Origin of the sequence: Vibrio sp. 10N.222.55.C6, from assembly GCF_041473395.1 — a bacterium.
Classification (GTDB): domain Bacteria; phylum Pseudomonadota; class Gammaproteobacteria; order Enterobacterales; family Vibrionaceae; genus Vibrio; species Vibrio crassostreae_C.
Genome location: NZ_JBFRSD010000002.1, coordinates 107,092 through 131,953 on the forward strand (window position 1 = coordinate 107,092; position 24,862 = coordinate 131,953).

Consider the following 24,862-nt stretch of genomic DNA (forward strand, 5'->3'; position numbering starts at 1 on the left):
TAAAATACGCCGATAACCAATGGTTTTTACGAAAGTGCAAAGGGTGTCTATTTTTTGTGCTTATCTTTTTTAAACAATAGTTTGGGCTTGTATTGTTTGTTTTATGTTTGATGTTTGATGTGGTTGTGTTTTCAAAGTAGTTGTCAAGTGTGTATCAAGTGTATCTTTTGCGATCTTTGCTAAATAGACAATCCTTACTATATAGTTTTTCAAGCGCACCAAATCGACTAAATATTCACTTTTGATTTGTGCGATTTTTCTATCACATAAGAATAAGTATTATTTTATTACATTAGCCTCGGCGTGAGGCATTGATGTGGAGTACTCAAATGACGAGTAAATGGTTTACACAACAAAGTTCAGATGTTTTAAACGAACTGAACGCAGATCAAACGACAGGTTTATCAACTTCTGAAGCGGATGCACGCTTAGAGAAGCACGGCACTAACGAACTGACTGCACAAGAGTCAGCTTCTGCGTGGGAACTGTATATTCATCAATATAAAAACCCACTGATTTTTATTCTAGCTGTTGGTGCAATCGTTTCTTGGTCTACTGGCCACGCGATTGATGCTATTGCTATTGCAGTGATTATCCTTATCAATACTGGTATCGCGTTCTGGCAAGAATTTAAAGCTCAGAAAGGGATGGAAGCGCTAAAAGAAATGGCAGCTCCAGAAGCCGAAGTGATGCGCGATGGTAAATGGATCAGTGTTCCAGCTAAAACCCTCGTTCCTGGTGACATCATCAAAATTAATACTGGCGATATTCTGCCTGCTGATGTTCGTATTCTTGAGTCAAACCGTCTGACGGTAGATGAGGCTGCACTGACCGGTGAATCTGAGCCAGTGAATAAGCAGTCTGAACGCCTTGAAGATGAGACCCTTGGTCTTGGCGATCAGAAAAACATGGGCTTCATGACAACAATCGTGACTACAGGTACAGGCCTTGCTGTGGTAACAAGCACAGGTATGCAAACTGAAGTTGGTCACATCGCTGATATGATGAACCAAACGGAAGAGACGAAAACACCAATGCAAGAGCGTATGGACACCATCGCACTCGCATTATTGGTTGTTGCTCTTGTGGTTGTTGCTATTGTTTGTGCTATCGGTGTTTACCACGGTATGCCATGGTTAGAAATCCTAACAACAGGTATCTCTTTATCGGTTGCCGCTATTCCTGAAGGTTTACCAACGGTGGTTACTATCGTATTAACGATGGGCTCGACTAAGATGGTTAAGAATAATGCTTTGGCTAAACAGCTAGCAGCAATCGAAACGCTTGGTTCTACAACCGTTATCTGTTCAGATAAAACCGGTACGCTAACACAAAACCAAATGCAGGTGATGAAAGCGTACGATGTGTCTGGTCGTTACTGGGATGTGTCAGGTAAAGGTTTTGATCCTAAGGGTGAATTCATTACCAAAGGTCACAATGTCGAAGCGACAAACAGCCCTGCAATGATGAAAGGTCTTGTTGTTGCAACGCTTTGTAACGATGCTGAATATGTAAATGCTGATGGTAAATGGACGGTTCGTGGCAACCCGACAGAAGGTGCACTAATTGTTGCAGCTGCAAAAGCAGGTCTTAAACAAGATGAAATGCTATCAACGGGTGGCTACTCAATCGTTAAGAAGTTCCCGTTCGATTCTGGTCGTAAGATGGCTTCTGTTATCGTTCGTGACCCACAAGGTAAGCACTTCCTAGCATTGAAAGGTGCGCCAGATGTTGTTCTTGGTAAATCAACCAGCTTCATGGTTGACGGTGGTTTCGTACCAACGGTTGGCTGTGAAGTTTCAGGCAACTTGGCTCTCGATACCGCACCGTCTCAAGAGCTTCATTTAAACTTTGAAGCGGCAATCCAAACCTTTGGTGGTGATGCTCTGCGTACACTTGCCGTTGGTTTCCGTGAATTAAAAGAAGAAGAGCTTGAGTTAGATTTCCCTGAGCTTGAAAAAGACGTCAGCATCCTGGGTATCTATGGCATCATGGATCCACCACGCCCAGAAGTACGCGATGCAGTAAATAGCTGTTATAGCGCTGGTGTTCGTACGGTAATGATTACCGGTGACCACGCAGTCACGGCAGCAGCGATTGCTCGTGAAATCGGAATCATCCGTAGCGAAGACGATCTAGTGGTAACGGGTGCTGAGCTTGACCAAATGGATGACGAGAAGCTGTTGTCTATCTGTTCTCAGGTTGCAGTATTTGCCCGTGTTACTCCAGAGCACAAGCTGCGTATCGTAAAAGCGCAGCAAGAGAACAATGAAGTTGCCTCTATGACCGGTGACGGCGTGAACGATGCGCCAGCACTGCGTCGTGCAGACATTGGTGTTGCGATGGGTATTACAGGTACGTCTGTTGCGAAAGACTCAGGTGACCTTATCCTGTTGGATGACAACTTCAGTACTATCGTGAAGGCGGTACGTCAGGGTCGTCAAATTTTCGATAACCTACGTAAGTTTATCCGCCAAGCACTTACAGCGAACGTGGGTGAGGTTTCGGTAATCCTATTTGCATTCCTACTCATGGGACCAGATGTAGTACTTCCGCTAACTCCACTAATGATTTTATGGGTTAACCTCGTTTCTGATGGTCTACCAGCACTCGCACTCGGTGTTGAGCCAGAAGAGAAAGATCTCATGGAGCGTAAGCCAGGCAAACGTGACCAAGGCTTCTTCTCTAATGGTCTAGGCGCTCGTATCCTAACTCGTGGTCTCGCATTAGGTGGTCTAAGCTTTGTGACATTCTCTTACGCACTCGACGGTGGTTACAGTGCTCAATACGCACAAACCGTTGCGTTTTTAACACTGATCTTTGCTCAACTTTGGAGCTTGTTCGATGCACGTACGTTTACAACGATTTATCGTAAGAATCCGTTCACTAACCACTACCTACTTGGTGCGGTGGCAGTATCGGCTATCTTGTCTTTAAGCGTTGTGTACACAAGCTTCGGTCAGTTGGTATTCAGCACAGAAGCGCTAGAGTTTAATCACTTAATATCGTTAATCTTCATTGCAGCAGTACCAACATTTGTTCTATCTGCTATCAAAGAAGTGACTAAAGTGGAGTTTATCTAAGACAGACTTCTTAGCTAAATAATTGAATCCCGCCATAAAAGGCGGGATTTTTTATGCCTGTTGTCTTGGGAACGCAGAATTAGAAGTGAAAACTTATGTAGAGGCGGATTCTAGAGAGTGGCAATAAAAAAGCAGCGCTTTAAGCGCTGCCGTATTGATTAATCGTTGTGAACGGAAAGACTAATCTTCGCTCTTTTCTTTGAATTCACAGAGGTCTTCAATGATACAGCTGCCACAGCGTGGTTTACGTGCGACACAGGTGTAACGTCCATGAAGAATGAGCCAATGGTGGACATCCAGTTTGAATTCTTTTGGGATAACTTTAAGTAGTTTTGCTTCGACATCGTCGACGGTTTTACCCATCGCTAGCTTAGTGCGGTTTGATACACGATAGATGTGAGTATCAACGGCAATGGTTGGCCAACCGAATGCGGTATTTAACACTACGTTTGCTGTTTTACGACCGACACCTGGAAGGGCTTCTAATGCAGCGCGATCTTCCGGTACTTCACCATTATGTAGGTCAAGCAGCATACGACACGTTTTGATGGTGTTTTCTGCTTTTGAGTTAAATAGGCCGATGGTCTTGATATACTCTTTTAAGCCATCAACACCTAGGTCGAAAATTGCTTGCGGAGTGTTGGCTAAAGGGTACAGCTTATCCGTCGCCTTGTTCACGCTGACATCGGTTGCTTGTGCAGACAATAGAACGGCAATCAGCAGCTCGAATGGGCTGTTCCAGTTAAGCTCAGTCTCTGGCTTTGGATTGTTTTCTCTTAAACGCTCAAGTATTTCTACTCGTTTTACATTGTTCATAGCGACATTACTTTCAAATAGTTAGGGCATGAAGCTTGGATTGCTTCTGCTTTATCATCGGTTACGCGCTCTTATGAGCGTCATTATTATATGTACTGTTTAGATCTGATTTCCCCCGCTGAGTGGTTGAGCTAACTCAGCGAGGTTTAAGCTAATTTAACTTATTAGGCATTGGTAACGCGAGCGCGTTCAATGACTGGTTTTTCTTGTTTTGGTTGTCTAGATTTTGCTTGGTTATCGATGATATTTTTCAAAGCAATTAAGAAACCAACACCAATGAAGGCACCCGGTGGAAGCAGGGCTAACAAGAAGCTGTTATCAAATTGGAATATCTGGATTCGTAACACCGAAGCCCAGTCACCAAGCAGCAGGTCTGCGCCATCAAATAGGGTCCCGTTACCAATAATCTCACGCATCGCACCTAACACGACCAATACTGATGTCATGCCTAGACCCATCCAGAAACCATCTTGAGCCGCTGGTAGCACTTCATTTTTTGAAGCGAAGGCTTCCGCACGACCAATGATGATGCAGTTGGTTACGATCAGCGGGATGAAGATACCCAAAGAGAGGTAAAGCCCATAGGCGTAAGCGTTCATCAGCAATTGAACACAGGTTACTAGCGAGGCAATGATCATTACGAATACTGGGATACGTACTTCTTTTGGCACATGATTACGAACCAAAGAAACAGAAACGTTTGAGCCGACCAGTACAAGCAAGGTAGCAATGCCTAGCCCAAGTGCGTTAGTGACTGTTGACGATACAGCCAGCAGCGGACATAACCCAAGAAGTTGCACTAGGGCAGGGTTATTGGCCCACATGCCATTTTTGATCAATGTTTTATGGTCACTCATTATTCACCACCACAATTTAGAGGTTGAGCAAGCAATGCTTGGTTGTTTTGGTTAACGTACTGGACCGCTTGTTTGACTGACTTCACGACTGCTCTTGGCGTGATAGTAGCGCCAGTAAACTGGTCAAAATCACCACCGTCTTTACGAACCTTCCAACGGTCTAGATTAGAATCCGTCACTTGCTTACCTGCAAACGAAAGAATCCAATCACTCACACGCAGATCAATCTTATCACCCAAGCCCGGAGTCTCTTGGTGAGAAAGCACGCGAGTACCTAAAATAGTACCGTCAGTTTTCATTCCAACAATGACTTTAATCGCGCCATTGTAGCCGTCTGGTGCAATCGCTTCGATCGCAATCGCGCTTGGCTCACCATTAAGCTTAGCAATGTAAGCCGGCATCGCTTGCTCAGTACCAAGCTCTTCTGCTTGAACCAAAGTACAAGACGAAAACAGCTCGTTGTCGTGCTGATCGTGTGGGATCACTTGGTTAAGAACAGACAGTAACTGAGCCTGTTCTTGTTGTTTGATCTGATCTTTGGTCAGGTAGTGAGTTACCGCGACCAAACCCGTCGAAGCACACGCAAAAATCGCGAGTACAAGGCCGTTTTTCTTAATTGCATTTAGCATGGTATCCGCTCCCTTAGTGACCGTATGTGCGAGGTTTGGTGTAGTAGTCAATCAGTGGAACACACATGTTGGCTAACAATACAGCAAACGCCACGCCATCAGGGAAACCACCCCAACTGCGGATGATAAAGACTAAACCGCCGATCAGAGCACCAAACACCAAGCGACCTTTGACTGTCGTGGATGCTGAAACTGGGTCGGTCGCAATGAAAAATGCGCCGAGCATAGTCGCACCAGACAATAGATGAATGGTCGGTGATGCGGTCTCGCCAGGAGTGAACATCAAGAACACTAGGCTAAATAGGGTCAAGCTTCCCAGAAACGCTACTGGGATATGCCATTGAATCACGCGTTGCTTGATAAGCACTAAGCCACCAATAAGGTAAGCAAGGTTTACCCATTCCCAACCCACGCCAGCTAACCAGCTAAATTGAGGTTGAGACAGAGCTTCAGAAGCCGTGTTACCTGCCGTTAGTGCGGTTTTGAAGGCATCGAGTGGCGTCGCCATAGTGGTGCCATCAATACCAAGGCGAGCTTGTTGTAAAGACAAGCCTTCATTATTGAAACCAGTAAAGATCATCAAGAATGAGTCAATAAAGCTTGTTGCTTCTGCTGTCAGGCTCGCGGGAGCATTCCAACTGGTCATTTGAACTGGGAATGAAATCAGCAAAACAACGTAAGCGACCATCGCAGGGTTAAATGGGTTCTGCCCTAGGCCGCCGTATAAGTGTTTCGCGATAATAATAGCGAAGAACATACCAATGACGAGGATCCACCACGGAGAGTGTGGGGGAATCGCGACACTCAGTAGCCAAGCGGTTACAACAGCACTGTAATCACGCAGTGCCATTACTGGCGGGCGTTTTCTCAATAGCATGACGGCTGCTTCAAAGGTAACAGCAAGTGCAATAGCAAATACTAACTGGATGAGGGTACCCCATCCAAAGAAGTAGGTTTGAGCTAGTAGACCTGGCAATGCACAAATAGCCACCCATTTCATTAGATCTGGGGTGCTTCTACGGCTATGCGCGTGCGGTGAGCTGGCGATAAAGAAGGCCACTACTCTTTCTCCTCATTATTCTTTTTATCTAGCTCTTGCTGTGCTTTTCTTGCTTTAGCACGAGCAATAGCGGCAGCAACAGCTGCTTTTTTAGGATCGACTGGTTCTTGTTGAGTTTCAGCTTCAACTTCAATCACTGGCTCAGGAGTTTCTGCTGTTTCGTCTTGCTTAGCCTGCTGTGCTTTCTTGGCTTTAGCACGAGCAATCGCGGCGGCAACTGCAGCTTTCTTAGGATCGACTGACTCTTGTTGAGTTTCAGCTTCCACTTCAACCACTGGCTCAGGAGTTTCTGCCGTTTCGTCTTGCTTAGCTTGTTGAGCTTTCTTCGCTTTAGCACGAGCAATCGCAGCAGCGACGGCATCTTTCTTAGCGTCGCCAGAGCTTTCAGCTGGAGCTTCACTTTCGGTTTGAGCAGCTGATTCTGCTTGTTGGGCTTTTTTCGCTTTAGCACGAGCGATAGCTGCAGCAACGGCGTCTTTTTTAGCGTCGCCAGTACTTTCAACTGGAGCCTCGGAAGCTGAACCTGCTTGTTGTGCTTTCTTGGCTTTAGCACGAGCGATAGCGGCAGTAACAGCATCTTTCTTGGCATCGCCGGATTTTTCAGCAGGAGCTTCAGCAGCAGATTCAGCTTGTTGAGCTTTCTTGGCTTTAGCACGAGCAATGGCCGCAGCGACAGCATCTTTCTTAGCATCGCCAGAGCTTTCAACAGGAGCATCCGAAGCAGATTCCGCTTGCTGTGCTTTCTTCGCTTTAGCGCGAGCAATCGCAGCAGCAACGGCGTCTTTCTTCGTATCGCCTGAGCTTTCTGCAGGAGTATCGGCTGCTGCTTGTTGTGCCTTGCGCTCTCTCGCTTGACGCTTGCGCTCTTCACGCAGTTTAGACATTTCAGAGTTGTCTGGTTCAGCGCCTTCCGCTTTTTGAGCTGCAGCTTGTTTCGCTTTTGCCTTCGCAATAGCGGCAGCAACCGCAGGTTTCACTGCTGGTTCTTCATTCGGAGCCTGATCCGCAGCGGCTTTTTGTGCTTTAACACGAGCAATCGCAGCAGCAATAGCATCATCACCGCCGGATGTTTTCATATCTTTACGGCGGTTATCTGCGGCTTTTTTAAAGCGGTTTTCACGTTCGGCTTTATCACGCTCCATACGAGCGTTCTTCTCTTCAAAACGAATCTTGGCGCGTTCTGCAGCAGCGGCTTCATCTTTTCGAGTTTTGATTTCAGCTTTTGCTTGGCGATAGTACTGAACAAGAGGGATTTCGCTTGGGCAGACAAATGCACATGCACCACATTCAATACAGTCTTTAATATTTAGCTCTTCACACTTATCCAACTCGTTGGCTTTGGCGTGCCATTGCAGTTGTTGAGGAAGTAGAGACGCAGGGCAAGCTTCAGCACATGCGCTGCAACGGATACATTCCATCTCGTAAGTGCTTGGTGAGATCTCACGACGCGTTGGCGCCAAAATACAGTTCGACGTTTTGGTGATTGGCACATTGGCATGCGGCAAGGTAAAGCCCATCATCGGGCCGCCCAAAATTAAACGCGGCAGTTTTTTATCTGCTTTGTAGCCAAACTCTTCAAGTAACTCATGTACTGGTGTGCCTAATAGCGCCCAAACGTTACGAGGTTGCTTAAAGGTTTTACCGGTTAATGTCACAACGCGGTTAACCACAGGTTCGCCGTCAATTACCGCTCGCTTAATCGAGTAAAGAGAGCCGACGTTCTGAACCAAAACACCAATGTCTGCAGGAATGCCGCCAGCTGGAACCTCTTTGTTGGTGAGGATCTTGATAAGTTGCTTCTCACCACCAGAAGGGTATTTGGTTGGGATAACGCGAATGACGATATCTTTGTCTTTCGCTGCAATCTCAAGTGCTTTTATCGCATCTGGTTTGTTGTCTTCAATGCCGATAACCGTCAGCTTTGGTTGAAGAATGTGTTCAACCACTTCGATGCCGTTTAATACTTCGTCGGCATGTTCTTGAAGCAACTTGTCATCAGAGGTGATGTAAGGTTCACATTCCGCAGCGTTGACGATCAAAATGTCGGTACGACCTAAGCCTGATTGAAGCTTCTTAGCCGTAGGGAAACCTGCGCCGCCCATGCCTGAAATACCAGCTTGGCGAATCACATCAAGCAGTTCGTCAGAAGTCTTTGTCGAAAAATCTTCAACTGGATTTTTTTCAATCCAAGTGTCTAGGCCATCAGGTTTAATAACCACGCATATTTCGCTCAAGCCTGAAGGGTGAGCGGTAGTTCGCGGTTCGATAGCGGTAATCACACCCGATGTTGGTGCGTGTACTGGCAAAGTAAAACCTGTGTCTAAGGCCGTAAGTTGCTGACCTTTTAACACAGTGTCGCCAGCAGCAACCAATAGGTTCCCCGGCTTACCGATGTGCTGTTTCACAGGAAGAACGATTTCTTCTGGAAGCCTTGCATGGACGATATCAGTAGTATTCGACTGTTTCTTGTTTTCAGCAGGGTGCACGCCACCAGGGAAGTTCCAAATAGAGCCCGTGCGAATTTGTTCAATTAAAGAGATCATACTAACCCTATGCTTTAGGCTCTGACGCAGTCGCATCAGTCGCTTGGTTAGTGATATCAGTAAAAGGGATGATGTTCATCTGCCATTTCCAATTTTCAGTCGTTGTTGCCACTGGAATCATTTCAATACAGTCAGTAGGGCACGGTGCGACACATAGATCACAACCTGTACATTCATCTTTAATTACTGTGTGCAGTGCCTTGGTGCCACCAACAATGGCGTCAACAGGGCAGGCTTGAATACACTTGGTACAGCCGATACACATATCTTCGTGAATGAAGGCAACGGTTTTTACTTTGTTATCTAAGTCATGAGCGGAGTCTTCAACTTCTACGCCCATTAAATCTGCTAGCTTCTCAATGGTTGCTTGGCCGCCCGGAGGACATTTGTTGATCTTGTCTCCGTTAGCGATCGCCTCTGCGTATGGGCGACAGCCAGGGTAGCCACACTGGCCACATTGAGTTTGCGGTAAAATGGTGTCGATTTGATCGACGATAGGATCAGCTTCAACTTTAAAACGGATAGAAGCAAAGCCCAAAATAGCGCCAAAAACAGCGGCTAAAACGGCTAGCGCAATGATCGCAATTAAAATGGTACTCATGTTTATTTCACCAACCCAGTAAAGCCCATGAATGCCAGAGACATTAGGCCTGCTGTGATCATCGCAATCGATGCGCCTTTGAATGGCATTGGAACATCAGCAACCGCAATACGTTCACGCATTGCAGCAAATAAGATCAATACAAGAGAGAAACCCACCGCTGCGCCGAAACCATAGATGATCGACTGAATGAAGTTGTGGTTTTCATTGATGTTCAGAAGTGCCACACCTAATACCGCACAGTTGGTGGTGATAAGAGGCAGAAAGATACCCAGCAGGCGATAAAGAGTCGGGCTGGTTTTGTGAACGACCATTTCCGTAAATTGAACAACCACCGCGATAACCAAGATGAAACTCATGGTACGCAGGTATTCAATACCCAGAGGGGTAAGGATGTAGGTTTCTACTAGGTATGCAGAGACCGACGCTAACGTTAGAACGAAAGTCGTCGCGAGGCCCATGCCAATCGCAGTCTCCAGTTTCTTGGAGACTCCCATAAATGGACATAGTCCTAAAAACTTCACTAGCACAAAGTTATTGACCAGCACTGTGCCAACCAACAACAAAAGGTATTCGGTCATAATGGATTAATTCTTGAGATTCCGATCCCGATATTATCCTGCTTTGCTCACCTAATAACAACCAAGGATCACTAGGGATTTAGACACTTGGTGAAAAAATCAACGGGTAACCGTTTGATTAAGATGGATCAGGTTAAGTATAGGTGGGTATTTGCGGGGAATGAAAAATAAGATTAACTCAATGATAACTCATCGAATCAATCCTATTTTCTTTGTTGTAAAAAGTGTCGAGGAACGAAATGACTTAGTCTTTATGAACCTGAGCTTTCTCAATTAATGTTTCGAACAGAGGCTCTGCGCACCAAAATTGGCATAAATAGCTTATGTTCCGTGTGTTCTTTTGGCTCGTCACTTGCGAGTTGCAGAGAGAGCTTAACCGCTTGATTAGCCATGACTTGAATTGGGTAACGAATGGTGGTCAATCGAGGGTAGATGAAGCGAGCAATGTGGCCGTCATCAAACCCAATAACTGATATATCTTCTGGAATACGAACGCCATTTTCTTGTAATAACGCCAAACAGCCTGCTGCCATGTAGTCGTTATACGTTGCAATGGCTGTGATATCTGTGTTTTTTGCCATTAAGTTAACCATGGCTTGCTCACCGCCTAGCTCGTCAGGTTCACCATATTCGATGTACTCATCGTTCGATTCAATACCGTGATCTTTCAATGCATCCAAATAGCCACCTAAGCGGTCGTGAGCATCTTCAATATCGTGACTCGAGCAGATGTAGCCAATGTGCTTGTGGCCGTTTTTAATCAAATACTCAGTCGCGATGTAAGAGCCGCGGCGGTTGTCGAGAGCAATACAGCGGTGTTCGATATCGGGAACAATTCGGTTGATGAGAACTAAGCCGGGCACTTCATTGGCTAGCTTAACCAATTCTTCGTCGCTAATGCCTTTGCTATGAACCACGAGTGATTCGCAGCGGCTGTTGATCAGCAAGTTAATCGCATTACGCTCTTTGGTCGCGTCATGGTAGCCGCTGCCAATCAGTAGCTGCTTTTCTTGCTCACTTGCCACGGTATCAATGGCTTTGATCATCGAGCCGAAGAACGGGGCAGAAACATCATTAACCAGTACACCAATCGCGTTTGAAGATTTGCTGACCAATGCACGGGCGTTGGCATTTGGGCGATAGCCGAGTTTTTCCATAGCGGCTTTTACCGCCGCAATTGCGGTTTCACTGGTGTGAGGTGCATTGTTGATTACTCGAGAGGTGGTCGCGATTGATACGCCTGCTTCCTTCGCAACATCTTTAATGGTAGCCATTCCGCTCTCTTATTCTGAATATAATGCTGTGTGCTGGTGGTTGGACATTTAACAACGGATAGTTAGGCAATTCAAATATTAAACATCAAATATGACGAGGTTTGATGGTTTATTTTTGATTGGCTGACTAGTTTGAAAATAATAAGCCAAGCTCTAGATTTGAGCTTGGCTTTTGAGTCACATTGGCGTGTGGACTGCTGTCGTGTGAGCTGTTGTCGCGTGAAGTAAGGTAATCACAGGTAACCCAAAGTAATAGGGGAACCAAGTGGCTTAGAGCAAGCCGCTTGGTCAGAATCTACTTACGATGCGCTTGTTAGCGTAACCTGATAACGATATTGATTGTCGGTGAGTTGAAACTCTTGGTGAACACTTGGACTCCAAGAATCATCACCACCAACACCCATATGTTGGTGATCTACGCGTACATAGATTTTCTCTTCACGAGTCAGGTCATTGGTATGCTTAGCATCCGTTAATTGTTGCTGGCTGTACTGACTCACACTGAATGAAAAATCGCCTTCGATCCCGATATTTCCTACTTTCAAGTTTTTGGTTCCGCAACGTAACCCGCTATCGGTTGGGAATATATACGGCGTATGCATCTGATCCAGTGTCTGTTTGTGTAAACCGAATCGAGCAGCAGCCAAACGGTCTGGATAGTTTTCAAAAGGACCTAATCCCAGCCACGATACTGGAGTTTCATTGGCAGTTTCGAGTGGTAAAGGTAGCTCCATCTCAAGACCAATGCGTGGCATCGGTGGTAAGTGATCGGCTAAGTTGACATCAACCGCGATATTCATTTCGCCTAGGTTATTTAAGGTGTATTGCCATTTGGTAATCGCTTGGATTTGGCCATTAAATTGGTAGGCGAATACTGACGCCACTTGTACTGAGTCTGCGAGCGCTTGCACGACACAACTTGTACACTGACGCTCCCATTGACCAATGCCTGCAAGTTCCCAGCGACAAGCCCATGCATTTGGGTCGATGTTGTCTATCTCACTGATACCAATGTCGTTATCAAGTGGCGCGCGATAGAAGTTATCGACAGGTGCCTTGATAACTTGCGGTTGCCCATCAACGATCCAGTGGGTCAACAATCCACTCTCTGTATCCCATTGCCATTGATGTGTTTCATCTAGGCTAGACACGACCACTTTATTGTCTTGCTGATGTAACTGGGGAGCCAAAGCATTTGCCGTGATCGGGAGTTGCAAGCCAGCATGGTTACGTAAAGCAAATTGCTCCGTCGCACAAACATGGCCTTCTTCTGCCCACTTGGTTGAATGAGTCAGAGTAATATCGGTGTTGAGATGATATTCGGCTTGTGCTTTTGGTGTGAAAGCGAGGTCAATTACCAGCTCTTGTTTACTATCTTCAGCAACGGATAAGACTTGTTGCCCTGATTGAATCACGATGCCATTTTCGAGCAATTGCCAGCGTAAGATTTCATTGTCAGTCGCTCGGAACAGGTTTTCATTGGTTACCGTTAGGCGGCATTGATCTTCAGTTTGCTCTGCTAACGTCACATTGATCATTCTCTGGCAGTATTTCGCCTCTTCCAAGGTCGGGTGTACGCTGCGATCTGGGAAGATCAAACCGTTGATGCAGAACTGACGGTCGTTGATGACATCGCCAAAGTCTCCACCGTAGGCCCAGAAGTGTTCACCGTTTTCATCCCATTGGCTTAGTCCTTGGTCAACCCAATCCCAGATGAAACCGCCTTGTAGGCGAGGATATTCTCGGAATGCATCCCAGTAATCATTAAAGCTACCCAAACTGTTACCCATTGCGTGTGCGTATTCACAAAGAATAAGCGGGCGTTGCTCGTTAGGCAGAGAAACCCATTTCTTGATAGACCATTTTGGAACGGCATCGTCTTCGATAGTGCTGTTAACACGTGCGTACATTGGCGCAATGATATCGGTCGCTGTGGTATTTGAACCACCGCCTTCATACTGTACCGGGCGAGAAGGATCGTACTGTTTCGACCAAGCATACATCGCATTGTGGCTGCTACCGTGCCCTGACTCGTTGCCCAAAGACCAGATGATGATAGAAGGGTGGTTCTTATCACGCATGACCATTTGCGTATAGCGACTCATATAAGCGTGTGCCCATTGCGGATCCGCAGACAAGCGATTCATAGGCTGCATGCCATGGGTCTCGATGTTCGCTTCATCACACACATATAAACCGTATTCGTCACACAGCTCGTACCATCGTGGGTGGTTAGGGTAGTGAGCGGTGCGCACAGCATTGAAGTTGTACTGCTTCATTAGACAGATATCGCGGATCATGTCTTCTTCTGTCATCACATGCCCCAACTCTGGGTGATGCTCATGACGGTTGACGCCGCGAATCAATAGCGGTTTGCCGTTTAGCTTTAGCTGACCGTCTGTCATTTCGACTTTACGGAATCCAACTTGATAAGCTTCACTTTCTATGTGGTTACCTTGCCTATCAAGCAATGACACGACAATTCGGTAAAGGTTAGGAACTTCTGCGCTCCATTTCTTCGGATCTCGAACATGAAGAGTTTGGAATACCACATCATCGTAGGTGCCACGCTCGTCAATTCGTCGATTATGAGGGCGATCGATAAGCGGTTCAGTCACCGCGTTTTCACCGTCAAACAGTTGAACCTGAACTTGGTAAGTGTCTGGTGCCGTAATTTTGGTGACAATAGACAGTGAACCATCGCGATAGCATGCGTCTAAGTCCGGCGTAACGAACACATCTTCAATGCACTGCTTTGGTTTAGCTAGTAAGGTCACATCACGGAAAATACCGCTTAGCCACCACATATCTTGGTCTTCTAAATAGCTACCATCACACCAACGTATCACCATAACAGACAGTGTATTATCGCCAACCGTTAGATACTGAGTTAAGTCGAACTCGGCAGGTAAGCGACTATCTTGGCTGTAACCAACCCAATTGCCATTACACCAAAGGTGAAAAGCGGAATTAACGCCATCAAAGATAATACGTTGGGTGTTCTTTAGGTCATTTTTAGTCAACGTAATTTGAGTGCGGTAACAACCGGTTGGGTTTTCTGCCGGTACAAACGGTGGGTTCACTTCAAATGGGTATTTTACGTTGGCGTAGATAGGTTTATCGTAGCCTTGCATTTGCCAGTTTGATGGTACGGTAATCTCGTCCCATTGCGAGTCATTGAAACTTGTTTCGATAAATTCACCGTCAACTTGTTCAGGTGCATCAAAGTATTTGAACTTCCATTGTCCATTAAGAGATTTACGTTGTGACTCAATGCCGTCTCGAGCGTGCTTAAGGTTGCGGTAGCTTGATAATGGGCTGTGCGCATTAAGGCAGTGGATATTCACAGACTGTGGGTTTTCCCAATCGCGTCTTTGGATGATGTTTGAAAATGCCTTCATGGTATTCCTACTCTTAAAGTGTTCAATATGGGTAATAATTCTATTAAGTCATCGGTCTTTTAAGCCGTGATGACCGTTATCAAATCGTTGGTTATGCGTATTGTTCTGTTGGCTTATTCAGCTATTCAGCGAGCTGTTTTAATAAATAATCTTTTGCTTCGGGTATGCCCTGTTCGGCCGCTTGATTAGCAATAAATGCAGCTTGTTTGATGTCATTGTTGTTTAGGGCTTGCTCAATGTCTTTTTGGATATTCAGCCATTGCGCCTTTTGATTGGTTTCAATTGTCTGATTTGATGGTTGAGAAACTTGCTTTGAACCTAAGGTTTCGGGTTCATTGTCGGATGAAACACCAAGCTCAGCCAATAGAGTCAAAACCGCACTGTTTGTTGATTTGCTCGCCGTAACATCAATGACACCTACGTAGCTCAACGTCGCAGTCAACGGCAGTTGCTTATTGCCAATAACCTGCTGAGATTCTGAATACAGATCTTCAGGATGAATTCGATTGATGGCGCTATCTAACTTAGTGCTATCGGCGCTGACCACAATAAATTGCGCGTTGTCTCGTTGAGGTTCGAGTGCAATTGATGCTTCAATTCTTTCTAACCCTTGCATCGTTGTCGGGTAGTAAGTGAAGTCGTTAGTACTGTATTGACCAAGCAGTCGCCATTGTTTGTCAAAGACATAAATAGACGGTGCGAATAGCGCATCATTTTTAATGTATGAACGAATGAGCAAGGACAGCGATTCTGTCGTGTCACTGATTTGGTACGCGATGGTCGGAAAGCGTTGGCTATCCGCTTGTGTATTGTCATTTAACAATGAAGAGGAAAGGGTCGGTAAATCACCGTCCATGATGACTTGCTGGTGGAATGGAATAGATAATTGAGTGATAGGTAGCGCGCTGAGTTGAGAACAACATGCACTGCTATTGAAATCAGTATTGAGTTCTTGTTCTGGTATCCCGCTGCATGCGCTTACAGTTAATGCCGCGACAATGACTACCAATGATTTTAATTTCATCTCATTACTGCCTTTGTAAAGGGGGGAACCATTGGCTTCCCCATTAAATTTGCTATTCCAGTTTCAAGCGCCAACTCAATGGTTGAATTGACGCTTTGTTTCTGTGTTTACCACCAAGTTTCTACGTTGAAACCAAAGGTAATTTCATCGACGGTCTCTGCATTGATGCTCGTCGCCGTGCCATACACTTCGTTACCACGATCCCATTCGTTGTTGGATTCAGAGTACGTCGCAAAAATACGAATAGATGGACGAGCCCATACCCCTTTTCCAGCTTGGAACATTTGAGCCACGGTCACTTTATACATATCGTTGGTGCCCGAGCCGTTTTGAGCTTCTACCGTTTCGTAACCCACCTCTAATGCTGTCGACATGTAATCTGTCCAAGCATATTGAGGACGAGCTCCGACACTGAACCACTTCTCACCATCGTTGTTATCTAGGTTTTTGTCTTGATAAGCGATGGAGTACATCACTTGAACATCTTCACTGATATTCAAGTCACCGTGGTTAAATAGGCGCCAGCTAGAACCATCGTGTTCCACACCCGTGCTGTATTTTCTGTTTGATCCACCTTCAGCACTCATTAATCCACCTGCCAACGCATCGGTACCATATTGGAAGGCCAAGGTGTTTGAACCGTAGTTCCAAGCTTGACGGTAAAGAGCAGAGAGCATTGCGCCAGAAGTAGTAATGTCTTTATCGTCGTAGCTTGAGTTCTGCGTGGTTACGTAGTTTAGGCCGAGTGTTAGGTCTGCTGTTTCACTTAGCTCAATGCCACTTAAGCGGGCATCGATGTTATGAAGGCTGCGTCCATCGTCACTTGAAGAGTTTGGTGCCATCCAAGCTAAGTGAGCATCAGCAAAGCCGAGATCCCAATCTTCAATACCAAGACCGGTGCTGGATGTATCCCAGTACTTCACATCTATCATGTGGACTTCGTGGCGACGGTAAAAACGTTCACCTGCCCAAATTTTTGCGTTGGGTTGGCCGTCGATAAGCCCATGGCCTGCTGACCAAAGCTGAATCGTACTCACGTCTCCCCAGCTATCTCCACTGCCTAGATAAATCGTGGTGTCAAAATAGGCGTCATTGTCACGCCATACATCGGCTTTCACTCCCGCTTCCCACCAATTTAGTTCATTACCTAAACGGTAGTTACCGTAACCTTGGCCCGCTCGAATAACGTCGTTGCGTTCTCCTTTGCCGTCGTTATGTTGGTCATTATCGGTGTAGATGTTGCCCCATTTTGCATAACCAAAATACGTTACGTTCTCCACTGCAGCGAAGCTGATTAATGGGGTGAGGGCCAGAGTGAATCCTAATGCTTTGACTAGCATTTTTTGTTTCATGAAGTGTCTCCATTATTTTTTATTTATGGATATTTTTATGTTTGAGTCCTAACTCGAGCGAGAGTGTAAATAAACTTTGGAAACGTTTTCATGACGAAGTTGGCATTTTTATGCTATTGATGGGTTTGTGATTATTTTGTGTGATTTTGCTCTGATTATTGGGCTTGTATAGGTGTTTTTACGCTAGGTTTTGTGATTTTAAAGTGGAATCGTTTTCTTTACTCAGTGCTATGCGGTGGTTTAGAGGGAGTGATTATGCTGTTGGTTGTCTTGGAATTTGAGGTGAAGCGGGTTTGAGGTACTTTGAGTGTCGGGTTGTTCGAGGGCTTTGAGGAAAAGCAGCCCAGTTAATGATAACTGGGCTCGTGAGACAAGGAAGTAAGTATCAAAGCAAATGCAGCAGCAAGGCTACAAGCATCGTGTTCTGTACCGTCAAGCTGGAATGTAAAAGTTAGGACCCAGAGAGACACTTCATAGATGTACTCGAAGATCTAAGAATACGAGTGTGATGTGATCAGTTCAAGAGGAAATGTATTTTAGCCTATGTGTTAATGGGAACTTTGATTTAATGTACTGAATTTAAAAGATTAAATTGCCATTAATTATCGTTTTATATTGCTTTATTTAGAGTGGAAAGTTCAATTCTACCTAGAGGTAGGCAATATGAGATGGAATGGTGGTCAATCTAAATCTTTGAATTAGGAGCTATTTACCAAAGTTATCAGTCTTGAATATTTACTGGAAACGTTTTCATGATTTCGAGTTTGATCACAGAAACTCTGGGCTTAATAATTATGATACGGGGTAATTAAACGCGTTAAGGTTAAAAAAATGACGAATAAATCCCTAATTGATATTACCGGTCAACACTCGCAACTGATTGTAGAACTTGGCGATTTTGCCGAAATTCTTCATTGGGGAGCTCCCGTTCGTGGTGATTTAGCTAGCTTCCGTGTTTCTCTTGAAAGACCGGTTCCATACGGCCGCCTTGATAATGATGTTGCTATGTCTCTGAGCCCAGAGCTCGGGCGCGGTGTTTTCAGCAGTCCGGCATTAGAAGGGCACCGAGACGGATTGGACTGGGCGCCTGTTTTCTCTATTACGGATGTTCAACAAACACCATCTAGCCTAATCATTGAGAGTGAAGATATACGTGCAGGCTTACGTTTAACAACCGAGTTATGCCTCGATAAACATGATGTTGTGAAATCTCGTCACACCTTAACCAACGTTAAAGCCGGCCTTTATCAGGTGAGTCGTCTCGCCAATACTTTACCATTACCAGCAAGAGCTAAGGAGTTGATGACGTACTACGGCCGCTGGGTACATGAGTTCCAAACGGTGCGTCAACCCTTACAGCAGGGGGGCTATCAACAAGAAAATCGTCGCGGACGAACGTCTCACGAACATTATCCAGCGATGGTTGTCGGTACGGCTAATTTCAATGAAATGGCAGGTGATGTATGGGGGATTCACTTCGCTTGGAGTGGTAACCATAGATTGCGCGCGGATGTAAAAGCAGACGGTCGTCGCTACGTGCAAGCGGAAGTTATTTATCTACCGGGCGAGATTGCATTGGATGAAGGTGAAAGCTTAACGACACCTTGGTTATATGCAAGTTTCAGTTCGGAAGGACTAAATGGAATGAGCCACCAGTTCCACTCACATGTGCGTGGATCCATCTTGCCGGAGTCTTTCGTACAAAAGCCTCGTCCTATCCATCTTAATACATGGGAAGGCATCTATTTTGACCATGATCCTGATTATATTATGTCGATGGCTAGCCAAGCCGCGGATATGGGAGTAGAGCGCTTTATCATTGATGATGGTTGGTTTAAAGGGCGCTGCGGTGACAAGGCAGCACTAGGGGATTGGTTCTTAGATGAAGAAAAGTATCCAAATGGTTTAGAGCCGATAGTTGAACACGTTAATCAGTTGGGTATGGAGTTTGGATTGTGGTTCGAACCTGAGATGATCAATAAGGATTCTGACTTATACCGAGCTCACCCAGAATGGTTGCTCGCCGTAGATGGCTATGAACAACCAACGGGTCGCAATCAATATGTTATCGATCTTCAGAATCAACAAGCATTCGACTTTCTGTTTGAGCGTGTTGATCACTTCTTAAGTAAGTACAACATTGCTTACATTAAGTGGGATATGAACCGAGAAGTTGTACAACCTGCGCATCTAGGCAGGGCTGCGGCCCATCAACAAACCGCTCGTTATTATGAGTTGGTCGATAAAGTCCGAGAGAAGCACCCAATGGTTGATATTGAATCGTGTGCGGCTGGTGGTGGTCGTATCGATTTTGAGGTTCTTAAGCGTACGCAACGTTTTTGGGCGTCTGATAACAATGACGCGCTGGAAAGACAAACGATTCAGCGTGGGATGAGTTACTTCTTCCCCCCTGAGGTAATGGGAAGCCATATTGGTGCGAGCCACTGCCACAGCACTCGTCGTCGTCATAGTATTGAGTTTCGTGGTCTAACAGCACTGTTTGGTCATATGGGGATTGAATTAGATCCTGTGAAAGAAGTGCAAGAAGAGAAGCAGGGCTTTGAACACTACATCAAGCTACATAAGATGCTGCGCCCGTTACTGCATAGCGGGAGAACTTGGCGAGTTCCAACGGACGATAGTGCCCATCAAATCCATGCGGTCGTCTCCGAAGATGTGTCAGTAGCTGTGGTGATGATTGCACAGCTTGCGATGCCAACCAATTCATTGAGTGGTCATTTGCGTATACCTGGGCTAGATCCACAAAGTTTATACAAGGTATCTGTGATTGATAAACCGTCAAATTACGATGATATTGTGAATTATCAACCGCCATGGACAGAGTCTTGCTGTGAATTATCAGGTGCTTGGTGTGCCGAGGTGGGGCTGACGATGCCAATACTTGACGCAGAAACAGCGATGCTGATTAAGTTTGAACGTATCGAGTAAGTTTTAGCATAGGCTTTATATTTGATGAACCGCGTAGGTGAAATTACGCGGTTTTTTATTGCCTTTAATAAGCCGTCATGAACTATCAAATCAATTTGATGTGCCCGTATAGATTGGAGAACTGTAGGTATTCCCAGCGTGATACTGTACTTATGTAATCGTTCTCATGCGTTACTTCACACAATGAACTGTTTTGAGCACTTTAATTAGCGATATTCTCTATCAATTCGAGGGTTTTATTGTTCGATCTCTCACTTTGGATATTTGACTGAAAACGTTTCCATGGAGTGGTTGTTGATCACAGTATCTGTTCGTTGGAATGGTTACATTAGCATCGGACTTGATACTTGAGTGTTTTAAGAAGCGACCACAGAGTGGCTCTAAAACAGAACTTGAGTGGATAAATTATTATAAATAAAAGGTAAGCGTTTCAACGTCTGTTAGGAGATGAAGTTACGCGCCTGAAGGAAATACTATGTCTGATCAAATTACTCTACAAACCAAATTATCGTATGGACTTGGGGCTTTAGGTAAAGACTTTGCCTGTGCTCCAATCTACATCTTCTTAATGTTTTACTTCACCGATGTTGCTGGGCTGTCAGCGGCATTTGTGGGTACTATCTTTTTGGCCGCGCGCATTGTCGACGCGGTGACCGACCCAATGATGGGCGTTATCGTTGATAACACACGCTCTAAGTTTGGTAAATTCCGTCCTTGGATAGTGATTGGAACCCTGTTAAATGCTGTAGTGCTTGTTGGTCTTTTTAGTACGCATATGTTTGAAGGCACTACGTTATACATTTATGCAGCGGCTGCTTATATTCTGTGGGGCCTTACGTACACTATTATGGACATTCCATATTGGTCTTTGATTCCTGCACTATCGAGCTCTCGTCAAGAACGTGAAAAGCTGGTTGTTTGGCCACGATTATTTGCTAGCTTGGCGTGGTTTATTACGGGTACTTACGGGCTACATATTGTCGGTAAACTGGGTGACGGCGACCAAGGACAAGGTTTCTTCAACGTTGCTATGTTGATTGCTGTGCTGTTCGTGATGAGTGCATTCTTGATTGCTCGCAACGTAAAAGAAAAATCGGCACCAGCAAATGCGAAACCAGCTGAGCGTTTCAGCTTTAAAGATGTAATGGTTATCATTGGTAAGAATGACCAACTAAAAGCACTTATTGGTACCGTATTGTCGTTCCAAATAGCAAACTTGTTGGTGGGTGGTTTTGCGATTTACTACTTCTCTTACGCTTTAGGCAACGCTGACTTGTTCCCCGTTTATATGATGGTGGCAGGTATCGCTGAAGTTGCAGGCGTATTCTTGTTCCCTCGTATTGCATCAGTGTTACCACGCAAACACCTATGGGTTATCGCTTGTGGCTTCCCAGTGCTGTCTTGTACCACTCTACTTATCATGGGCTTTATCGCTCCAGGTAACGCGATTCTAATCGGTATCGCAGGTGCTGCTATCAAGTTTGGTGTGGGTATCGCTAACGCACTGCAAACTGTAATGCTTGCCGATGTTGTTGATTACGGTGAACACAAAACGGGTCGTCGCAGTGAGAGTGTTATCTTCTCTGTTCAAACGATGCTTGTTAAGTTTGCAGGCGCGGCTGGTGGTTTTATTGTTGGTATGGGCTTGTCTGTGGTGGGTTATGTACCAAACGTGGAACAGTCTGACAGCACTATCATGGGACTGCAGTTTATGATGGTAGGTTTACCAGCGATTCTAATGACGGTAAGTGCTCTTGTTTATAAGCGCTACTACCACCTGCATGAAGGATTTGATCAAGACCAAGCCGGTAAAGAGACTCAGACAAATGTTGTTACAGCAGAAGCATAACCGCTAAACGACGTCTAATCTAGAATAAAGCTCAGTTTAGTCACTAAGCCCAAACGCCTCCTTGTGAGGCGTTTTTTTATGGATGTGAGTTGATCAAAGCTGTGCCTGTAGGGCTTTTGTTTCGACTAAAACGCAAAAAGCCGCATCGAATGATGCGGCTTCTTTAAATTTGGCTCCCCTTGCAAGACTTGAACTTGCGACATACGGATTAACAGTCCGCCGTTCTACCAACTGAACTAAAGGGGAATTGCTTGTTAGCGACGCGAATTCTAATAATTGTCCGGATTTCTGTCAATAAAAAATATCAGAAAAAAGTAAGATAAAAAACTTTACTTTCTTGAACGCCTTATAGGATTTAGCTTTGCTTTAGTTATCCACCAAAATTGTGGATAAGTGTGTGTGTGAAACTTTAACAACAATAATCGGGATAAATCGAAAAATGTAAAAACCTTATCTAACGTAATGTATTTAAAAGATTTATAGCAAAATGTCGCAATTGTATAACTTTTGTAGATTATAAAACGAACAGTAAAACAAGCGGTATTTTTAGGTTTTTTGGGGAAAAGTAGTGGATTAAAATTCGAGTAATTTAGCTGGGGAAACTTTGCAGGGCACGGATAATACCAAGTTCTAAAAATAAAAGCTATAACTGATCTCTGATCTTAAGATGCATTTCTCTAGATAATTGTTGCAACGACACTCCTCCTAGAGTGACAATGACCTGATTAAAAAAACAGTATGGAAATGGCGACCTATGAGTAAACTCTTTGACTTGGTATCGGACTACAGCCCGTCCGGTGATCAGCCGACAGCGATAACCAAATTACTAGACGGATTAGATTCTGGTTTGGCACATCAAACTCTACTAGGGGTAACGGGCTCAGGTAAAACCTTTACCCTTGCCAACGTCATTTCCCAATCTCAAAGACCTGCGATTCTGTTAGCGCCTAACAAGACATTGGCGGCTCAACTTTACGGTGAGATGAAATCTTTCTTTCCAAACAATGCCGTTGAGTATTTCGTTTCTTACTACGATTACTACCAACCTGAAGCCTACGTTCCAACCACGGACACGTTCATCGAGAAAGATGCGTCTGTGAACGCTCATATCGAACAAATGAGGCTTTCGGCAACCAAAGCCTTATTAGAACGAAAAGACGCCATCATTGTGGCTTCTGTGTCGGCTATCTACGGTCTGGGTGATCCTAAGTCTTATTTGAAGATGATGCTTCATTTGAGTCGTGGCGAGGTGATGGATCAGCGAGACATCCTGCGTCGATTGGCTGAGCTGCAATATTCAAGAAACGATGTCGCCTTTGAACGTGGTCAGTTCCGTGTTCGTGGTGAGGTGATTGATATCTTTCCGGCTGAATCTGACCAAGATGCGGTTCGAATTGAGATGTTCGATGACGAAGTGGACTGCATTAGTATTTTTGATCCTCTGACTGGTGCGGTGAAACAAAGAGACTTGCCGCGCTTTACGGTTTATCCAAAAACTCACTATGTAACGCCAAGAGAAAAAATCCTTGAGGCGATTGAGAACATCAAGGACGAACTGCGCGATCGTGCTCAATACTTAAAAGACAACAATAAGCTTTTGGAAGAGCAGCGTATCTCTCAAAGAACTCAGTTTGATATTGAGATGATGACTGAGCTTGGCTTCTGTTCCGGTATCGAAAACTATTCACGATACTTGAGCGGCCGTGCGGAAGGGGAAGCGCCGCCAACGTTATTTGACTACCTGCCTGATGATGGTTTGCTGATCATCGATGAGTCACACGTGACTGTGCCGCAAATTGGTGCGATGTATAAAGGTGACCGTTCTCGTAAAGAAACTTTGGTTGAGTTTGGCTTTAGGTTACCTTCTGCGTTGGATAACCGTCCGATGAAATTTGAAGAGTTCGAATCGATCGCGCCACAAACCATTTTTGTGTCGGCCACGCCGGGTAATTATGAGATTGAGAAATCAGATGGTGAGATTGCTGATCAAGTGGTGCGTCCTACTGGTCTGTTAGACCCAATCATCGAAGTAAGACCTGTCGCGACTCAGGTGGATGACTTGCTGTCTGAAATCAGAATCCGTTCAGTGAAAGAAGAGCGCGTATTGGTCACTACGTTGACTAAACGAATGGCAGAAGACTTAACCGAATACCTTAGTGAGCATGGTGTTAAGGTTCGTTACTTGCACTCAGATATCGATACCGTTGAGCGTGTAGAGATCATTCGAGACCTACGTTTGGGCGAGTTCGACGTGTTAGTGGGTATTAACTTACTTCGTGAAGGTTTGGATATGCCGGAAGTATCGCTGGTGGCAATTCTTGATGCTGATAAAGAGGGCTTCTTGCGTTCTGAGCGTTCTCTGATTCAAACCATTGGTCGTGCTGCTCGTAACTTGGAAGGTCGAGCAATCCTTTATGGTGATTCGATTACTAAGTCGATGAGAAAAGCGATTGATGAAACCGATCGTCGTCGCGAGAAACAGCAAGCCTACAACGAAGAGCAAGGCATCACTCCGCAAGCGTTGAAACGCAATATCAAAGACATTATGGAACTGGGTGATCTAACCAAGTCGAAGCAGCAGCGCCAATCGAAACAAGTTCCGTTATCTAAGGTTGCTGAACCTTCTGAAAGTTATGCAGTGCTTACACCACAGCAGCTTGATAAAGAGATCAGCAAGCTAGAAGCTGCGATGTATCAGCATGCTCAGAACCTAGAATTTGAATTGGCAGCACAGAAGCGTGATGAAATTGAGCAGCTAAGAAAGCAGTTTATTACCAACAGCTAATCTCACTTTTCATTCGAAGAATTGTTCCCCTCAATACAAGAATTGAGAGTGTTTCAGA

General features: G+C 45.1%; 15 protein-coding genes and 1 tRNA gene. 4 read left to right on the top strand and 12 right to left on the bottom strand.

The window, feature by feature from the left end; all coding sequences use genetic code 11:
* Positions 1–329 precede the first annotated feature (329 nt).
* Positions 330–3,083 carry a cation-transporting P-type ATPase gene (locus AB4486_RS02250; RefSeq protein WP_102321073.1) on the top strand — a complete coding sequence of 918 codons (2,754 nt, stop codon included), beginning with the start codon at positions 330–332 and terminating at the stop codon, positions 3,081–3,083.
* 180 nt (positions 3,084–3,263) lie between these two features.
* Here AB4486_RS02250 and nth read toward each other — a convergent pair whose 3' ends face one another.
* The 11 genes from nth to AB4486_RS02305 form a co-directional block, all read right to left on the bottom strand.
* Positions 3,264–3,899 carry an endonuclease III gene (nth, locus tag AB4486_RS02255; RefSeq protein WP_017061172.1) on the bottom strand — a complete coding sequence of 212 codons (636 nt, stop codon included), beginning with the start codon at positions 3,897–3,899 and terminating at the stop codon, positions 3,264–3,266.
* 164 nt (positions 3,900–4,063) lie between these two features.
* The gene (locus AB4486_RS02260; protein WP_012603531.1) at positions 4,064–4,756 is read right to left on the bottom strand and encodes an electron transport complex subunit E; all 693 of its coding nucleotides are present in this window, start codon (positions 4,754–4,756) and stop codon (positions 4,064–4,066) included.
* The gene (rsxG, locus tag AB4486_RS02265; RefSeq protein WP_017061171.1) at positions 4,756–5,385 is read right to left on the bottom strand and encodes an electron transport complex subunit RsxG; all 630 of its coding nucleotides are present in this window, start codon (positions 5,383–5,385) and stop codon (positions 4,756–4,758) included. The genes AB4486_RS02260 and rsxG overlap by 1 nt, the downstream gene beginning before the upstream one ends.
* 13 nt (positions 5,386–5,398) lie before the next feature.
* Entirely contained in the window at positions 5,399–6,445 is a 1,047-nt protein-coding gene (rsxD, locus tag AB4486_RS02270; RefSeq protein WP_372102485.1) for an electron transport complex subunit RsxD, read from the bottom strand.
* Entirely contained in the window at positions 6,445–8,988 is a 2,544-nt protein-coding gene (gene rsxC / locus AB4486_RS02275) for an electron transport complex subunit RsxC (RefSeq protein ID WP_372116387.1), read from the bottom strand. The genes rsxD and rsxC overlap by 1 nt, the downstream gene beginning before the upstream one ends.
* A gap of 7 nt (positions 8,989–8,995) precedes the next feature.
* Entirely contained in the window at positions 8,996–9,589 is a 594-nt protein-coding gene (rsxB, locus tag AB4486_RS02280; RefSeq protein ID WP_102398539.1) for an electron transport complex subunit RsxB, read from the bottom strand.
* Positions 9,590–9,591: 2 nt separating this feature from the next.
* A complete protein-coding gene (gene rsxA, locus AB4486_RS02285; protein ID WP_004734039.1) occupies positions 9,592–10,170 on the bottom strand; it encodes an electron transport complex subunit RsxA in 579 nt (192 codons plus the stop codon).
* A 269-nt stretch (positions 10,171–10,439) separates the two neighbouring features.
* Positions 10,440–11,444, bottom strand: a complete 1,005-nt coding sequence (locus AB4486_RS02290) for a substrate-binding domain-containing protein (protein WP_136973536.1) — start codon at positions 11,442–11,444, stop codon at positions 10,440–10,442.
* Positions 11,445–11,743: 299 nt separating this feature from the next.
* Positions 11,744–14,845: a beta-galactosidase gene (locus AB4486_RS02295; protein WP_372116389.1), complete on the bottom strand. Its 3,102-nt coding sequence runs from the start codon at positions 14,843–14,845 to the stop codon at positions 11,744–11,746.
* Positions 14,846–14,966: 121 nt separating this feature from the next.
* Complete coding sequence (locus tag AB4486_RS02300; protein ID WP_372116391.1) at positions 14,967–15,869, bottom strand: MalM family protein; 903 nt, start codon at positions 15,867–15,869, stop codon at positions 14,967–14,969.
* Between the two features lie 107 nt (positions 15,870–15,976).
* Positions 15,977–17,221: a carbohydrate porin gene (locus AB4486_RS02305; protein WP_372116392.1), complete on the bottom strand. Its 1,245-nt coding sequence runs from the start codon at positions 17,219–17,221 to the stop codon at positions 15,977–15,979.
* Between the two features lie 831 nt (positions 17,222–18,052).
* Between AB4486_RS02305 and AB4486_RS02310 the strand changes: the two genes are divergently transcribed.
* Both AB4486_RS02310 and melB read left to right on the top strand, forming a co-directional pair.
* On the top strand, positions 18,053–20,170 hold the full coding sequence (locus AB4486_RS02310) for an alpha-galactosidase (protein WP_372116393.1): 2,118 nt from the start codon (positions 18,053–18,055) through the stop codon (positions 20,168–20,170).
* A 475-nt stretch (positions 20,171–20,645) separates the two neighbouring features.
* Positions 20,646–22,019 (top strand): melibiose:sodium transporter MelB, encoded by a 1,374-nt coding sequence (gene melB, locus AB4486_RS02315; protein WP_102394332.1) that lies wholly within the window; start codon positions 20,646–20,648, stop codon positions 22,017–22,019.
* A 170-nt stretch (positions 22,020–22,189) separates the two neighbouring features.
* Here melB and AB4486_RS02320 read toward each other — a convergent pair.
* Positions 22,190–22,265, bottom strand: a tRNA-Asn gene (locus tag AB4486_RS02320).
* A 508-nt stretch (positions 22,266–22,773) separates the two neighbouring features.
* Here AB4486_RS02320 and uvrB point away from each other — a divergent pair.
* A complete protein-coding gene (gene uvrB / locus AB4486_RS02325) occupies positions 22,774–24,804 on the top strand; it encodes an excinuclease ABC subunit UvrB (RefSeq protein WP_017062180.1) in 2,031 nt (676 codons plus the stop codon).
* Positions 24,805–24,862 lie beyond the last annotated feature (58 nt).